This window comes from Arthrobacter sp. BGA-UO-ETr-C19 (assembly GCF_059568005.1).
The window spans coordinates 94,203-109,780 of the sequence record NZ_JCAQPC010000024.1 but is presented as its reverse complement, the minus strand read 5'-3'; the positions used below and the strand labels follow the sequence as shown (position 1 = coordinate 109,780).

Here is a 15,578-nt window from a genome sequence, read left to right as displayed (position 1 = left end):
GTTCTAGTTACTCTAGATGCTCACGTGGCCATTGTGAAAGCCCGCCGTTTCCGCGACGATGCCGCCAGTTGTTCGAGGACGGACGCCGTCACATCCCACTCCATGCAGGCATCTGTGACGCTCTGGCCGTAGGCCAGGTCCGAGCGTCCGGCGGCGTGTTCGGCCACGTCGAGGTTCTGCGCGCCGCCCACCAGGAAGCTCTCCAGCATGACGCCGGCGATCGCTCCCGCGGCCGTTCCCGCGTCCTCGAGCTGGGCGCCGATCTCGAGCGCCACCTCGGCTTGGCGGTGGTGGCTCTTGCCGCTGTTGGCGTGGCTGGCGTCCACGATCAGCCGCGGGTTGAGGGTCTTGGCTGCGAGCTTGGCGGAGGCCGCCTCGACGTCGGCGGCGGAGTAGTTGGGGCCCTTCCGGCCGCCGCGGAGGATCACGTGGGTGTCGGGGTTGCCCGCGGTGGACACCAGCGCGGCCCGGCCGTCGCCGTCGATGCCGAGGAAGGCCTGGGCTGCGGCGGCGGCGCTGCAGGCGTCGACCGCCACCTGGAGGTCGCCGTCGGTTCCGTTCTTGAAGCCGATGGGCATGGACAGCCCGGAGGCGAGCTGGCGGTGGATCTGGCTTTCAGTGGTGCGGGCGCCGATGGCACCCCAGGAGACGAGGTCTGCCATGTACTGCGGGCTGATGGGTTCCAGGAACTCAGTGGCGGTGGGAAGCCCCAGGGCGGTGACCTGCTGCAGGAAGCTGCGGGCGGCCCGAAGTCCCGTCGCGATGTCATGGCTGCCGTCCAGGTGGGGATCGTTGATGAGGCCCTTCCAGCCCACGGTGGTGCGCGGCTTTTCGAAGTAGGTCCGCATGACGATGAGCAGGTCTTCCTTGTGTTTCTCCGCCTGGCTGACCAGCCGGCGGGCGTATTCCAGGCCGGCCTTGGGGTCGTGGATGGAGCACGGGCCGACGATCACCAGCAGGCGGTCGTCCACGCCGTCCATGATGGCCCGGACTTCGTCGCGGCCGCGTTCGACGACGTCGGCCGCCTTGGCGTCCAGCGGCAGTTCCGCAATCATCTCCTGCGGCGTGGGCAGGGCCGTGATCTCGCTGACCCGCAGGTTCGACGTCGACTGGCGTTTCGACGTCGGTTGCTGGGTTTCGGTGGCTGTTGCGCTCATTTTCGGGGGTCCTGTTCAGGGTGGGAGCGGGCCCCTGATCAGAACCCGCCGTGGAAATGGCGAAGGGCAGAGAATGATCTCTGCCCTGTTGGCTCTGAAGGAAAGTTGGATGCGTGTCAGTTAGACGCGGGCCCCTCCAGAGCCAACGAAAAATACGCATACCAACGGTTAGTCATGGAAACGACCATAAGCCCGCAGTGATGGATTGCCAAATCGACGCCGTCACATGCGGACTTCGCAGCTCACCACATCGGCCGGAGCGCGCCTAGGAGTGCGTCACCCCAGCAGCTTGCGGAGGTACTGCAACTGCCGGACCCAGTGGTGCTCCTGGCCACCCTCGTGGTTGTTGAAGCGGTACACGTCGATGTCCTTCCCCACTGCCCCGCGTGCCTCCGTCCCGTAGGCGTTGTAGCTGGCGAAAACGGTCGACGGCGGGCAGACGTCGTCCATCTGTGCCACGGAGAACAGCGCCGGGGCCGTCGCGGACCTGCCCAGGTTAACGCCGTCGAAGTAGTTCAGCACCGCCAGCATGGACTCGTACCGTTCGCGGTGCCGGCCGAGGAAGGCGGCGATCTCGGGATACGGGCCTCGCGGTGTGATGTCGATCGCGCGCGGGAAGTCCTGAAGGAACGGGACGTCGGGCAGGGCGGCGATGACGCCGTCGAGCCTTCCGGCCGCGAGTCCGGCCACCGCGATAGTGATGCCGCCGCCCTGGCTCACGCCCGCCACCACAATCCGGGACGCGTCCACGTCAGGGTGCGCCTGCGCCGCCTCGACGGCACGGAATGCGTCCACGTACACGCGGCGGTAGTAGTACTCTTCGCGGCTGGCCGCGCCCCGGGTCATGAGACCGGCATACGCCACCTCACCGGCCGACGGGTGCGGGTCCGCGGTCTCCCCAACCGCTCCCGAGTAGCCCTGGCCCCGGGTGTCCATGATGAAGTGCGCATAGCCCGCCTGTGCCCACCTCGTGTCCTGGTTGGCCAGCCCGCGCCCGCCGGAGTAGCCGGCATACTGCACGACGGCGGGCAGCGGGGTCCCGGCCTCCCGGGTCACCGGCAGGTGCAGCCAGCCCTTCACGGGGGCGCCGCCGTAGCCGGCGAAGGTGACGTCGAAGGTGTCCACGACGGCCAGGTAGTTCTCCACCGGTTCGAAGACAGCGTCCAGCGGACGGGTCCTGGCCTCCTCAATCGTGCGGTCCCAGAAAGCCTGGAAATCCGGCGGCACGGTGGCCGCTGAGGTGTACCGGCGGAGCTCCTCGAGGGGCAGATCGAACAGCGGCATGAAGTTTTCCGTTCTTCCTCTGGTGGCGTCTTCCTGGGTGGCGTGCGGTCCCGTGCTTCAGACCAGCGCGGCCTCGAACCTGTCGAGCGTGTGCGACGCGCGCACCAGCGCCCGCAGCGCGTCGAGTCCGCCGGTGACGGTGCCTGCCGCGCGGGCCTGGACCAGCACGTTTCCGAGGGCCGTTGCCTCGACCGGGCCGGCGATAACGGGTTTGCCGGTGGCCTGGGCCGTAAGCTGGCACAGCAGCGCGTTCTGCGATCCGCCGCCGACGATGTGCACCACGCCCACGGCAACACCGGCGAGGCGTTCGGCGTCGGCGATGGTGCGCGCATACCCGGCGGCGAGGCTGTCCAGGATGCAGCGGACGACCGCCGCCGGCTCGGCCGGAAGGACGGCGCCGGTGTTGCGGGCTGCCGCACGGATCCGGTCGGGCATGTTGTCCGGGGCGATGAAGGCGGGGTCGTCGGGGTTGATCCTCGGCCCGCCGGGCGGGAGCGCCGCGGCTGCGTCGAGGAGTTCCCCGATCGCCGGCCGGTAGCCTTCCTCGGCCCAGGTGCGCTGGCATTCGCTGAGCAGCCAGAGCCCGCCGACGTTGCGCAGGTACCGGGTGGTGCCGTCCACCCCGCGCTCATTGGTGAAGTTCGCCGCGCGGCTGGCTTCGGTGAGCACCGGGTGGTGCAGTTCCAGCCCCACGAGGGACCAGGTGCCGGAGGAGATGTAGGCGAAGTTCTCCTGCTCCGCGGGAACGGCGGCGACGGCCGATGCGGTGTCGTGCGAGCCTACGGCCACCACCTTGGTGTCCTGGGGCAGCCCGGTCCGCTCGGCGATTCCGGGCAACAGCGTTCCCAGCGTTTCGCCGGGCTGGATCAGCGGCGGGAACAGGTCCCTGGGCAGGCCCAGGGGTCCGAACAGCTCGGTGGCCCACTCCCCCGCGACGGCGTCGAACAGCCCTGTCGTGGAGGCGTTGGTGGCCTCGGTGCGGCGCTGCCCGGTGAGCAGGAACGCGATCAGGTCCGGGATCAGCAGTGCCTGCAGCCCGTCCAGATCCGGTTCGGTGGCAAGCTGGTAGAGCGTGTTGAACTGCAGGAACTGCAGCCCCGTGGTGGCATAGAGCCGGGCCGGGTCGAGTTTCCCGTGCACCTGGGCGACGGCGGCGCGGCTGCGTTCGTCCCGGTAGCTGTACGGCTGCGCGGTGAGTTCGCCGTCCTTGGTGACCAGGCCGTAGTCCACCGCCCAGGTGTCGATCCCGATGCTGGCGATCGTTTCCCCCCGCTCGGCTGCCGCCTTGCCGGCGGCAGCGAGGCCGGTGAGCACTTCGGCGAAGAGGGCGTCGAAGTCCCAGCGGAGGCCGGCGTCGGACTGCACCACGGCGTTGGGGAAACGGTGCACGACGTCGAGCATGGCCCGCACCGGACCGCCGTCGGTGGTGTCAGCTCCAGGCATGCCTGATCCAGTGCTGATCCGTCCCAGAATGACGCGCCCCGAGGAGGCGCCGATGTCGACGGCGGCGAACAGGCCGCCGTCGACACCGGTAACTGCCGCCGTACTCACCGGAGGAACGCTGCCGCGACCCCGGCGTCGACGGGGATGTGCAGTCCGGTGGTGTGTGAGAGTTCGTTGCTGGTGAGGACGGCCGCGGCGTTGGCGACGTGCTCGGGCAGGACCTCGCGCTTGAGCAGGGTGCGCTGGGCGTAGTACTCGCCCAGTTTTTCCTCGTCCACGCCGTAGACGGCGGCGCGCTTGGCGCCCCAGCCGCCGGCGAAGATCCCGGAGCCGCGGACCACGCCGTCGGGGTTGATGCCGTTGACGCGGATGCCGTACTCCCCAAGTTCCGCGGCGAGCAGGCGGACCTGGTGGGCCTGGTCGGCCTTGGTCGCGGAGTAGGCGATGTTGTTCGGGCCGGCGAACACGGAGTTCTTGGAGGAGATGTAGATGATGTCCCCGCCCAGGCCCTGCTCGATCATGACCTTCGCGGCGGCCTTGGCCACCAGGAACGAGCCCTTGGCCATGACGTTGTGCTGGATGTCCCAGTCCGTCTCGGTGGTTTCCAGCAGCGGCTTGGAGATCGACAGGCCGGCGTTGTTGACCACCAGGTCCACCCCGCCGAAGGCCAGCACCGCCTCATCGATCGCGGCGGCGACCTGGGCTTCGTTGGTGACGTCGGCCTGGACGCCGACGGCGACGTCCGGGCCGCCGAGCTCGGCGGCGACGGCCTGCGCGTTGTCCAGGTTCAGGTCCGCGATGACCACGCAGGCGCCCTCCGCGGCGAGGCGGGTGGCGATGGCCTTGCCAATGCCGGACGCGGCACCGGTGACCAGCGCGATGCGGGTGGCGTGGGACTTGGGCTCGGGCATCCGGGCGAGTTTGGCTTCCTCCAGGGCCCAGTACTCGATCCGGAACTTCTCGGTCTCATCGATCGGGGCGTAGGTGGAGATCGCCTCGGCGCCGCGCATTACGTTGATCGCGTTCAGGTAGAACTCCCCGGCCACGCGGGCGGTCTGCTTGTTGGCACCGTAGGAGAACATGCCGACGCCGGGAACCAGGACGATGGCCGGGTCCGCGCCGCGCAGGGCCGGGCTGTCCGCGTCGGCGTGGCGGTCGTAATAGGCCTGGTAGTCCTTGCGGTACTCGGCGTGGAGTTCCTTCAGCCGGGCCACGGAGTCCTCGATGGAGGCGTCCGCGGGCAGGTCCAGGATCAGCGGCTTGACCTTGGTGCGCAGGAAGTGGTCCGGGCAGGAGGTGCCCAGCGCGCCCAGGCGGGGGTGTTCGGCGGCCTCGAGGAACTCCAGCACCGCGGGATCGTCACTGAAGTGGCCCACCTGCGGCTTGTCCGCCGAGGCCAGGCCGCGGATCACCGGCGCCAGCGCGGCGGCCTTCGCCTTGCGTTCAGCCTCAAGGAGCGGGCCGTAGCCCGGCAGCTTGCCACCGAACGGCTCGGCCTTGCCGTTCTCCGCGATGTACTTCTCGGCCTCGGCGATGATCCACAGCGAGTTGGCTTCGGCTTCCTCGCTGGTGGCCCCCCAGGCGGTGATGCCGTGCCCGCCCAGGATGGTGCCGATGGCCTGCGGGTTGGCGTCCTTGATCGCGGCGATGTCCAGGCCCAGCTGGAAACCGGGGCGGCGCCACGGCACCCAGACCACCTTGTCGCCGAAGATCTTGGCGGTCAGCGCCTCACCGTCGGCAGCCGTGGCGATCGCGATGCCCGAGTCCGGGTGCAGGTGGTCCACGTGCGCGGCATCCACGAGCCCGTGCATGGCGGTATCGATGGACGGGGCGGCGCCGCCCTTGCCGTGCAGGCAGTAATCAAACGCCGCGACCATCTCGTCCTCGCGCTCCACGCCCGGATAAACGTTCTTCAGCGCCTGCAGCCGGTCCAGCCGCAACACCGCCAGGTTCTGCGCCTTCAGCGTGCCCAAGTCCCCGCCCGAGCCCTTCACCCAGAGGAGCCGGACGTCCTCGCCCGTGACCGGGTCCTTCTCAAAGCCCTTCGCGGACGTGTTGCCCCCGGCAAAGTTCGTGTTCCGCTTGTCCGCGCCCAGACGGTTGGAACGGGCGATCAGGTCTTCAACAGTCTTGTTGGTTGTGTTCTGCATGGTCATGCTTATGCGCCCCATCCGGATTGCTGGCCGCCCACGCGGTCCTCATTTATTTTCTTCTGGTAGCCGCTGGCCTTGTAGGCGGCCAGCGGGTCCGCGGGCAGGCCGCGGGATTCACGCCATTCGGCCAGGACCGGCCGGACGTCGGTATAGAAGGCGTCGTTGAACACGGCATTCGCGGCCAGGACGTCCCCGGCGCGCTGCGCTTCGGTCAATGCCTCGGTGTCGATGAGCAGCGCGCGGGCGGTCATCTCCTGCACGTTCAGCACCGAGCGGATCTGGCCCGGGATCTTCTCCTCCAGGTTGTGGCACTGGTCAAGCATGAGCGCCACGCCGGAATCCTTGCCGAAGCCGCCGCCGCGGATTACCTCATGCATGATGCGGAACAGCTGGAACGGGTCCGCGGCGCCCACAATCAGGTCGTCGTCCGCGTAGAAGCGCGAGTTGAAGTCGAAGGAACCGAGCTTGCCCAGGCGCAGCAGCTGCATGACGATGAACTCGATGTTGGTACCGGGGGCGTGGTGGCCGGTGTCCAGGCAGACAAACGCCTTCTCGCCCAGCGCCAGGGTCTGCGCGTACGAGGTGCCCCAGTCCGGAACGTCCGTGTGGTAAAAAGCCGGCTCGAAGAACTTGTACTCGAGCACCAGGCGGTGGTCCTCGCCCAGGCGGGCGTAGATCTCCTGCAGTGATTCGGCCAGCCGGTCCTGGCGGCCGCGCATGTCATCCTGGCCCGGGTAGTTCGTGCCGTCCGCGAGCCAGATCTTCAGGTCCTTGGACCCGGTGGCGTGCATGATGCCAATGCACTCGAAGTGGTGGTCGATCGCGCGGCGCCGGACGGCGGCGTCCGATGACGTCAGCGAGCCGAACTTGTACTCGTCATCCTGAAAGGTGTTCGAGTTGATCGTGCCCAGCCCCACACCGAGGCCGGCCGCGTACTCCTTCAGGGCAGCGTGATCTTCCACCTTGTCCCACGGGATGTGCAGCGCCACGGTGGGCGCCAGGCCGGTGAGCTCGTGGACCTTGGCGGCGTCCGCCAGTTTCTCCTGGACGGTGCGCGGGGTACCGGGGGTGCCGAACACCTTGAACCTGGTGCCCGAGTTGCCGTAGGCCCATGACGGAACCTCAATCGCAAGCTCCGAAAGCCGGCCCAGTGCCGATGCTGTGTTGTTCATGATCTTTCTTTCGTCAGTGTTTGGCAGTGTCAGTACGTGGGAAATCTAGTGTTTGGCGGAGGCCTCAGCGTTGCCGCCGGCGGCCGCGGCCAGCTGACCGTCGAGGTTGAACACCTCGTCGAGCACCCTGAAGCCCTCGTCGGGCGGAACATCGCTGTCCCGGAAGAGCGTGGCCATTTCCGCCTGCCAGCGGGCGTTGACGTCGGTGAGGGCCATCCGGGCACGCACGGCGTCAAAGTCGTCGCATTCGAGGTAGCCGATCAGCAGCCCGTCCCCGTCCAGGAACAGCGAGTAGTTGTTCCAGCCGGCGTCCTTGAGCGCGGCCAGCATCTCCGGCCAGACGGCGGCGTGGCGCCGGCGGTACTCCGCCAGCAGCTCCGGCTGGACGGAGGATCGGAAGCAAACCCTCATGTTGTACTCCTGTGGACGTTTCGGGTGCGGCGGACGAAGCGGAAACCAATTCACTCGGCTTTGAATATTCTCCGTCTTTGAATCGTTTCATTGTTACGATTCAAAGTACTCTGGGTTGAAGAAGGGTGTCAAGCGTTTTCACCCGGATGGGCAAATCGATCTTTCGGAGGATCACCAGAATGTCGCGGGCAGCCAGCATCAAGGACGTCGCCAACCATGCGCAGGTTGCCGTGGGCACAGTGTCCAACGTCCTCAACAATCCCGACCGTGTCTCCAAGCGCACCAAGGACAGGGTGCTGCAGGCGATCGACGAGCTCGGTTTTGTCCGCAACGACGCCGCCCGGCAGCTGCGGGCAGGGCACAGCCGGACCATCGGCGTCGTGGTCCTGGACGTCGGCAACCCGTTCTTCACCTCGCTGGTCCGGGCCGCCGAGGACGCAGCGGCCGTGAACGGCAGCGCCGTGCTGCTGGGCGACAGCGGCCACGACGCGAACCGGGAATCGCACTACATCGACCTCTTTCAGGAGCAGCGGGTCCAGGGCCTGCTGATCTCCCCCGTGGGGGATGTGGCCGACAGACTCGAAGCCCTGCGGCAGCGCGGCGTTCCAACGGTCCTGGTGGACCGACTGGCCGACGACGACCGCTTCAGCTCCGTTTCGGTGGATGACGACGCCGGCGGCTACCTTGCCGCCCGGCACCTCCTCGACCTGGGGCGCAGGAAGCTGGCTTTCGTGGGTGGCCCACTGTCCATCCGCCAGGTTTCCGACCGCCTCCTCGGCGCCCGCCGCGCCGTGGCCGAGGTGAACGGCGCAGCACTGGAGGTGCTTGATTCCAACGGCCAGTCCGTGCTCGCCGGGCGCGGCGTGGGCAACAGCCTCGTGGAGCGGGGCGCCGGGGACATGCCGGACGGCATCTTCTGCGCCAACGACCTCCTGGCGCTCGGAGTCATGCAGTCGCTGACGATGATGAACGGCGTGCGCATTCCGGATGACGTGGCCCTGATCGGATACGACGACATCGACTTCGCCGTGTCCGCCGTCGTGCCGCTCTCCTCCATCCGCCAGCCCACCGAGGCGATCGGCAGGACTGCCATTGAGCTGCTGACGGAGGAACTGGACGCGCAGCACCCCCGGCACCGCGCCGTCGTCTTCAAACCCGAGCTGGTGGTCCGGCAAAGCACCGCGGGCCCCGAAGCACCCCACTGACCGGCGCATCCCACTGACCGGGGCGCCCCACTGACCGGGGCGCCCCACTGACGGCCCCGCCCAGAAAAGGGCGCCCGTTCAGAAGACCCCCAGCAGGTCCGGTTCCGGCCTGAAGCCCAGCACTTCGAGGCGGGCGGCCACGAACTTGGCGATCCGCCGGGCTCCGCGCTCGTGGAAGTGGGTGTCATCCAGCAGGCCCCCGGCCCAGTGCGCGTGCTCACCGGGGCCGAAGTGGAAGAACAGGTCCTTGGATCCCTCCTCACCAAGCCCGGCATACAGGGCCCTGGTCCAGGAGTTGAGGTCCACCACGTCGAGGCCCAGCTCAGTGCCCAGTTCCCGGACCACCGAGGGGTACTCCCCCAGCGTCTCCGCCAGGATGCCGTTGCTGAAGTGCCGCCGCTCCACCGAGGTGCAGAGGACGGGAGTGGCACCCTTCGACCGGACCTCCGCCACCATCCGGCGGAGGTTGTTCGCATAACCGCCCCGGGCGGCCAGGTGCGCGCGCTTCTGGTCGTTGTGGCCGAACTGGATGAGGACCACGTCCCCGCTGACCGCCTGATGCAGGAGTTCATGCCACAGGCCTTCCTCCCGGAAGGACTCGGTGGTGGCCCCGCCCTTGGCGAAGTTGTGCACGGTAGCCCACGAGTAGACCTCTGGCGCAAGGTGGGCGCCCCAGCCGCTCATCGGATACTCGTAGGTGGGACAGTTGGCCACGGTCGAATCTCCGGCCAGCAAAATCTTCATTGTCTTCCTTCCGCGCGTCTCCTGATGATGATCAGCCGCCGCCAGCTCGCAGGTCAAGGTTTTTTTGAAACGTTACACATGGGGGCGCCTAGGGAGTACACTGGGCAGCAAACGGAAACGGGAAAGCGCTTGCTGCTCTGAACGCAGGTGCTCCCCCGGCAACGGTAGACGATGGCGTCGCGCAGCGCCGCAGCGCCGGACAGGAGCACCATGGACACCCCGCTGACGCAGCCCAACCGACAGACTGCGCACCGCCGCGACACCCCCGCCCGGATCGCCCTGATCGGCGTCCACGGCTTCGGTGCGCACCATCTGAAGAACCTGGACCGGCTGACCCAGGCCGGCGCGGTGGAACTCGTGGCCGTGGCGGACCCGAATCCGCCGTCCCCGGGCGCGCTGCCGGACTCGACGGCGGTCCACCCCGATCTGCAGTCCCTTCTGGCCGGCAACCACAGCCCCGACGTGGTCATCGTGGCCACGCCCATCCAGACCCATGCGCCGCTTGCCCTGGCCTCGTTGGCTTCCGGCGCAGACCTTTACCTGGAGAAACCGCCGGTGGCATCGCTGGCCGACTTCCGGCAGCTGCAGGAGGCTGCCGCGGCATCCGGCCGCAGCGTGCAGATCGGGTTCCAGAGCCTCGGATCGCAGGCTCTGGCGGCCATCGACAAGCTCCTCCAGGACGGCACCATCGGCACCCTGCAGGGAATCGGTGCGACCGGCCGCTGGGTGCGGGACCGGGCCTACTACAAGCGCTCCCGGTGGGCCGGCAAGCGGAGCCTGGACGGTGTGGACGTGGTGGACGGCGTGGCCACCAATCCCCTGGCACACGCCATCGCCACTGCGCTGCGGATCGCGGGCGCCCGCACCGTGGAGGATGTGGCCTCCGTGGAGACGGACCTCTACCACGCGAACAGCATCGAGGCCGATGACACCTCGGTCATCATGATCCGGACCGCAGCCGGACTGCCGATTACCTGCGCCCTGACGCTCTGCGCCTCGGAGTCCGTGGAGCCCTACATCACCCTGCAGGGCTCCGCAGGAACGGCCGTTTTCCACTACACGCAGGACCGGCTGCACATAAGCAACGCGGACGGGGAGCACTCGGAGGAGTTCGGCCGCGACGACCTGACCGAAAACCTGCTGGAGCACCTCGCCACTGGCACGGAACTCACCAGCGCCCTCAACGACTCCGGCGCGTTCATGCTGGTGCTCGAGGCTGTCCGCACGGCCGAACCGCCGGCGCCAATCAGCCCCGCCCACCTGCTCTGGGAGGGCGACGGCGACGCGGCCCATGCCGTGATACCCGGCATCGAGGACGCCCTGGAGCGGGCCACCAGTGCGCACGCCACCTTCAGGGAACTGGCCCTGCCGTGGGCGCGTCCCGCGGATCCCGCCGAGGCCACTACGCTGTTCAACGCCGGCGGCAGGCCGCTGGCGGTCCTGCGAACTGGCAAGGGACTCAACGCGGCGTTGTCACCCCGGCCCTACCTGCACCCCGTCACCACCCTGGGCGGAACCGTGGTGACGGACCATCTGCCCGCCGACCACCCGTGGCATCTGGGCGCCGGCTTCGCGCTCCAGGACGTCAACGGCACCAACTTCTGGGGCGGCAAGACGTACACGCGCGATGCCGCCGCGTACGTCTCCCGGCAGGACCACGGCCGGATCGAACCGGTCCCGGCCAATATGGACCAACCGGACACCCGGCAGCTCCGGTGGCTCGGAACAGACGGACAGCCCCTGCTGACCGAACAGCGGACCCTCAGCCACGAGATCCTGGGCGAGCGCGCGTGGCGCCTGGACCTGGGCACGGAGCTGACCGCCGTCGTCGACGTTTCGCTGGGGAGCCCGGGCTCGAACGGCGCCGCGGGCAGCGGCTACGGCGGCTTCTTCTGGCGCCTTCCGGCGTGCAGCGGCACCCGCATCTTCACCTCCGACGCCGAGGGGGAACCGGCAGTCCACGGCGCCGTTGCGCCGTGGCTGGCGTGGACCGCCTCCTTCGGCGACGTCCCCGGCATCCGGTCGGGGCAGCCCGCGACGCTCGTGTTCAGTGCGCCGGCCGGGGCCGCCGATCCGTGGTTTGTCCGCTGCTCCGGCTACCCCGCCGTCGGGTCCGCCCTGGCCTGGGACAGGCACGTGGCGCTGGCCGCCGGGGAATCGCTTCGGCGGAGCCTGAGCGTGTGGGTGTGCGACGGCGAACTGTCGCCGGCCGCCGTCGAGTCCCTGGTGAGTCAGCGCTAGACTAAGCAGCCGCCCGGCGGCCATGGAGCCACAGCAGGCCCGCAACGACGACGGCGGAAACCATCCCCAGCGCGCCGGTCACCGCCAGCCCCGCCCGGACACCGAGCCACTCCGTCAGCCAGCCGGCCAGCAGCCCGCCAAGCGCATGGCCGCCCAGCAGTAGCGGCAGGTACAGGGCCATCACCCGGCCACGGACACTTGCCCCGGCCTCCAGCTGCACGGCCGTGGCGGCGCTGGTGAGGAACAGCAGGGTCATGAAACCGACCACCACCAGCATCGCCATGAACAACTCCTGGCTGGGCATGACGGCGGCAATGAGCTGAGCGAGTCCAAAGAGCCCGGCGCTGGCCACGATCCCCTTCCGGCCCAGCCGCTGCAGCCGGGAGGCCAGCAGGGCGCCGGCAAGGGCACCTCCGGCACACAGGGTGTTGAACAGGCCGAACCCGCCGGCGCCGCTGTGCCACACCGAACTGGCAAAGGCCGCCAGCACCACCGGCCCGTTCATTCCGAACGCCCCGAGGAGTCCGGCAAGCAGCATGACCAGCAGTAGCCGCGGGCGGTCGCGCACGTAACGGAAGCCCGCAAGCACCTGGCCCCGCCCGCGGACCGCCGGCGTGCCCGGATGGAGTTCGCCCGGCCTGATGGCGGCAATCATGGCCAGCACCGCCAGGCACAGCACGGCGTTGGCGGCGAAGGCGGCCGCAGATCCGGCCCTGGCGATCACGAGCCCGCCCAGGGCCGGCCCGGCCATGGCCCCGAGCTGCCCGATGGCGTTGTTGAGTCCGATTGCCGCCGGAAGGCCGGCATCGCCCACCACTTCGTTCACGAACACCTGGCGGGCAGGGCCGTCCAGGGCGCTGGTGATGCCCAGCAGGATGCAGCTGGCGTAGACAACTTCGACGGCGATGCTCCCGCCGGCGTCCCAGGCGGCGAGGCCGCCGGCCAGAACCGCGGTGACGGACTGGCAGAGAAGAAGGATGCGGCGCTTGGGAAAGAGATCCACCACCACGCCGCCGAGCGGCCCCAGCACCAGCAGGGGCAGGAACTGCAGTGCCACGGCAATGCCCACCGCAGCCGGGCTTCCGGTCAGCTGCAGCACCAGCCAGTCCTGGGCAAGCCGCTGCATCCAGACGCCCGTGCCGCCCGCGAGCTGGATACCCACGAAGATGCGGTAGTTGCGCTGCGCGAGCGGCCGGTACCACTTGTCGCTGCGGGATTTCGGGGCGGCCGGAATTCGGTCCTGGAAGGTTCGGCGTTGGAGAGTTCTGCGTTGGAAAGTTCTGCGGGGGGACGTCACGTCAGCTGGCTGACCTGGCCTCTACGCGCAGCCTGACCGCCGCCGCGGCGAGCACGAGGCAGCCCGGCACCACGATCACCAGCGCCGGCAGCATCCACACGAAGACGGCCGTCAGGCCCAGTGCCGCCACCAGGAGCAGCGAACCGGACCAGTCCGCCAGGGACCCCTTCCGCGCCGCGGCCAGTGCTTCGGCCCAGCCACCGGGCTGCCAGGAGGACGCCGTCCGGAGCAGCAGCACCGTGGCCGCGGTGGCCACGAGCAGCGTCGCGGGCAGGACCACTGCCCTCCCCGGCAGCTGCCCTGCTGCCGCGAGCAGCAGGTTGATGATGACGACGGCGGCAACGGCCGCCGTCGTAAGCCCCAGTTTCAGGCTCCCGGGCAGGGCTGACCGGAACGTGCCCCAGAGGCCCCGGACGGAGTCGTCCCGTCCGGAGAGGTGCCGCCCCAGGTGGGCGGTGCCGGCCGCATAGGCGGCCGGCACCGTGACCAGGGGAACGGAGAGCGCCAGCACGATGACACCGGCCAGCATGGTTTCGGAGAAGAGCGCGAACCTGTTGACGGGCACGCTGTCGGTCTCGGCGGTCATGGTGTCAGCCCTTGAGGCCCTGGGTGGAGACGCCCTCCACGATGTAGCGCTGGAAGACCAGGAAGAACACCAGCACGGGCAGCAGCGCCAGGACGGACATGGCGATCATCGCCCCGTAGTCGGAGCTCTGGGTCTGGTCCACAAAGAGACGGAGGGCCAGGGGCAGCGGGTACTTTTCCGGCGAGTTCAGGTAGAGCAGCGGGCCCAGGAAGTCGTTCCAGCTCCAGATGAAGGCGAAGATGGACGAGCTGATGAGGGCCGGTTTCATCAGCGGCAGCATGATGCTGCAGAAGATCCGCATGTGGCCCGCGCCATCGATGATCGCGGCTTCATCCAGCTCCCGGGGCAGGTTGCGCATGAACTGCACCATGAGGAAAACGAAGAAGGCGTCCGCTGCAAGGAACTTGCCGATCAGCAGGGGGATGTAGGTGTCCACGAGCCCCAGCTGCTGGAAGATGATGTACTGCGGAATGATCACCACGTGGAACGGCAGCAGCAGGGTGGCGATCATCATGCCGAAGAAGATGCTGCGGCCGGGGAACTTGATCCGGGCGAAGGCGTAGGCCGAGACGGTCGCCGAGAGCACGGTCCCGATCACCGAGCCGAGGGCCAGCACCACAGAGTTCGCGAAGAACTGGGCCGTGGAGACACCGCCAATGCCGCCCATCGCGGTCACGAAGTTGTCGAGGCTGAAGTTTGAGCTCCAGATCGACGAGTTGCCGATGATCTCGCTGCTGGGTTTGAAGGCCGAGCTGACCATCCACAGCGCCGGGTAGAGCACGACGGCGATCAGGGCCAGGGACAGGGTATGGAACACGATGCTGCGGGTGCGCTTGGCCGCGCGGGAGTCGGCCTTGGGGTTGTACTCGGTCGCGGCGGCGGTCCGGGCCTGGGTGGGTGGGCTGAGTGTGGTCATTTTGCATCACCGCTGTAGTGGACCCAGGACTTGGACGTGCGGAAGAAGATGAGCGTGATGACGCCGACGACGATCACCAGCAGCCAGGCCATGGCCGAGGCGTAGCCCATCCGGAAGTCGCTGAAGCCCCGGAGGTAGAGGTAGAGGGTGTAGAAGAGGGTGGAGCCGGCCGGGCCGCCTTCACCGTTGGAGATGATGTACGCCGAGGCGAAGATCTGGAACGCGTGGATGGTCTCCAGGAGGAGGTTGAAGAAGACCACCGGGGAGAGCATCGGGAACGTGATGTTCACGAACTTCCGGAAGCGGCCGGCCCCGTCCACGGAGGCAGCCTCGTACAGTTCCTGCGGTATTTGTTTGAGACCGGCCAGGAAGATCACCATGGGGGCACCGAATTGCCAGACCGTCAGCAGGATCATCATGGGCATGGTCATGGACGGGTTGCCCACCCAGCCGCCGAGGTTGATGCCGAAGAAGGACAGGCCCTGGTCCACGGGACCCTGGTCGCCGAACATGGCCTTCCAGACGATCGCGATCGAGACGCTGGCCCCGATGAGCGAGGGGGCGTAGAAGGCCGAGCGGTAGAAGCCCTGGCCGCGGGTGGCGTTGTTCAGCAGCAGGGCCACCGCGAGTGCCGCTGCGAGCTTCAGCGGGGTTCCGAACAGCACGTAGCCCAGCGTGACACCCACCGACTGCAGGAAGCGCTCGTCCTGGAACAGGCTGGTGTAGTTATCGAGGCCGATCCACTTGGGCGCCTCGAAGAGGTTGTAGTTGGTGAAGGAGAGGTAGAGCGAGGACAGCATCGGGCCCACGGTCAGGAGAATGAAGCCCAGCAGCCAGGGCAACAGGAAGGTGTAGCCGGCACGGGCGTCCGCACCCCGCCGGCGCGGTGCACGCGCGGGCGGGGCGGCGGCGGTGCCGCTGCGGCGGGTCAGGGTCTGAGTCACGAAAGAGTCCTTGTCAGGTTCTGCA

At 68.3% G+C, this 15,578-nt stretch carries 13 protein-coding genes; 2 read left to right on the top strand and 11 right to left on the bottom strand.

Features of this window, described 5'->3' with window-relative positions:
• Window positions 1-20: 20 nt before the first annotated feature.
• The 6 genes from AC57BR_RS19365 to AC57BR_RS19340 form a co-directional block, all read right to left on the bottom strand.
• Complete coding sequence (locus AC57BR_RS19365) at window positions 21-1,157, bottom strand: 3-deoxy-7-phosphoheptulonate synthase (RefSeq protein WP_496363524.1); 1,137 nt, start codon at window positions 1,155-1,157, stop codon at window positions 21-23.
• A gap of 276 nt (window positions 1,158-1,433) precedes the next feature.
• Window positions 1,434-2,441: an acetylxylan esterase gene (locus AC57BR_RS19360; protein ID WP_496363522.1), complete on the bottom strand. Its 1,008-nt coding sequence runs from the start codon at window positions 2,439-2,441 to the stop codon at window positions 1,434-1,436.
• 57 nt (window positions 2,442-2,498) lie between these two features.
• A complete protein-coding gene (locus AC57BR_RS19355) occupies window positions 2,499-3,992 on the bottom strand; it encodes a rhamnulokinase (RefSeq protein WP_496363520.1) in 1,494 nt (497 codons plus the stop codon).
• Window positions 3,989-6,040: a bifunctional aldolase/short-chain dehydrogenase gene (locus tag AC57BR_RS19350; protein WP_496363518.1), complete on the bottom strand. Its 2,052-nt coding sequence runs from the start codon at window positions 6,038-6,040 to the stop codon at window positions 3,989-3,991. Before AC57BR_RS19350 ends, AC57BR_RS19355 begins: the two co-directional genes overlap by 4 nt.
• Window positions 6,041-6,042: 2 nt before the next feature.
• Complete coding sequence (gene rhaI, locus AC57BR_RS19345) at window positions 6,043-7,209, bottom strand: L-rhamnose isomerase (protein ID WP_496363516.1); 1,167 nt, start codon at window positions 7,207-7,209, stop codon at window positions 6,043-6,045.
• 45 nt (window positions 7,210-7,254) lie between these two features.
• A complete protein-coding gene (locus AC57BR_RS19340) occupies window positions 7,255-7,620 on the bottom strand; it encodes an L-rhamnose mutarotase (protein WP_496363514.1) in 366 nt (121 codons plus the stop codon).
• 179 nt (window positions 7,621-7,799) lie between these two features.
• On the opposite strand from AC57BR_RS19340, the gene AC57BR_RS19335 reads away from it, so the two are divergent.
• Window positions 7,800-8,825, top strand: coding sequence for a LacI family DNA-binding transcriptional regulator (locus AC57BR_RS19335; protein WP_496363512.1), 1,026 nt, complete (start codon window positions 7,800-7,802; stop codon window positions 8,823-8,825).
• A gap of 78 nt (window positions 8,826-8,903) precedes the next feature.
• Here the strand turns inward: AC57BR_RS19335 and AC57BR_RS19330 are convergent, their stop codons facing one another.
• Complete coding sequence (locus tag AC57BR_RS19330; RefSeq protein WP_496363510.1) at window positions 8,904-9,569, bottom strand: rhamnogalacturonan acetylesterase; 666 nt, start codon at window positions 9,567-9,569, stop codon at window positions 8,904-8,906.
• Between the two features lie 210 nt (window positions 9,570-9,779).
• Here AC57BR_RS19330 and AC57BR_RS19325 point away from each other — a divergent pair, with 210 nt between their 5' ends.
• Complete coding sequence (locus AC57BR_RS19325; RefSeq protein WP_496363508.1) at window positions 9,780-11,810, top strand: DUF6807 family protein; 2,031 nt, start codon at window positions 9,780-9,782, stop codon at window positions 11,808-11,810.
• Between the two features lies 1 nt (window position 11,811).
• Here AC57BR_RS19325 and AC57BR_RS19320 read toward each other — a convergent pair whose 3' ends face one another.
• The 4 genes from AC57BR_RS19320 to AC57BR_RS19305 form a co-directional block, all read right to left on the bottom strand.
• Window positions 11,812-13,044 carry an MFS transporter gene (locus AC57BR_RS19320; RefSeq protein ID WP_496365183.1) on the bottom strand — a complete coding sequence of 411 codons (1,233 nt, stop codon included), beginning with the start codon at window positions 13,042-13,044 and terminating at the stop codon, window positions 11,812-11,814.
• A gap of 64 nt (window positions 13,045-13,108) precedes the next feature.
• Complete coding sequence (locus tag AC57BR_RS19315; protein WP_496363506.1) at window positions 13,109-13,693, bottom strand: Poxvirus protein I5; 585 nt, start codon at window positions 13,691-13,693, stop codon at window positions 13,109-13,111.
• 4 nt (window positions 13,694-13,697) lie between these two features.
• Complete coding sequence (locus tag AC57BR_RS19310) at window positions 13,698-14,609, bottom strand: carbohydrate ABC transporter permease (protein WP_496363504.1); 912 nt, start codon at window positions 14,607-14,609, stop codon at window positions 13,698-13,700.
• Entirely contained in the window at window positions 14,606-15,553 is a 948-nt protein-coding gene (locus AC57BR_RS19305) for a carbohydrate ABC transporter permease (RefSeq protein ID WP_496363502.1), read from the bottom strand. The genes AC57BR_RS19310 and AC57BR_RS19305 overlap by 4 nt, the downstream gene beginning before the upstream one ends.
• Window positions 15,554-15,578: the final 25 nt, after the last annotated feature.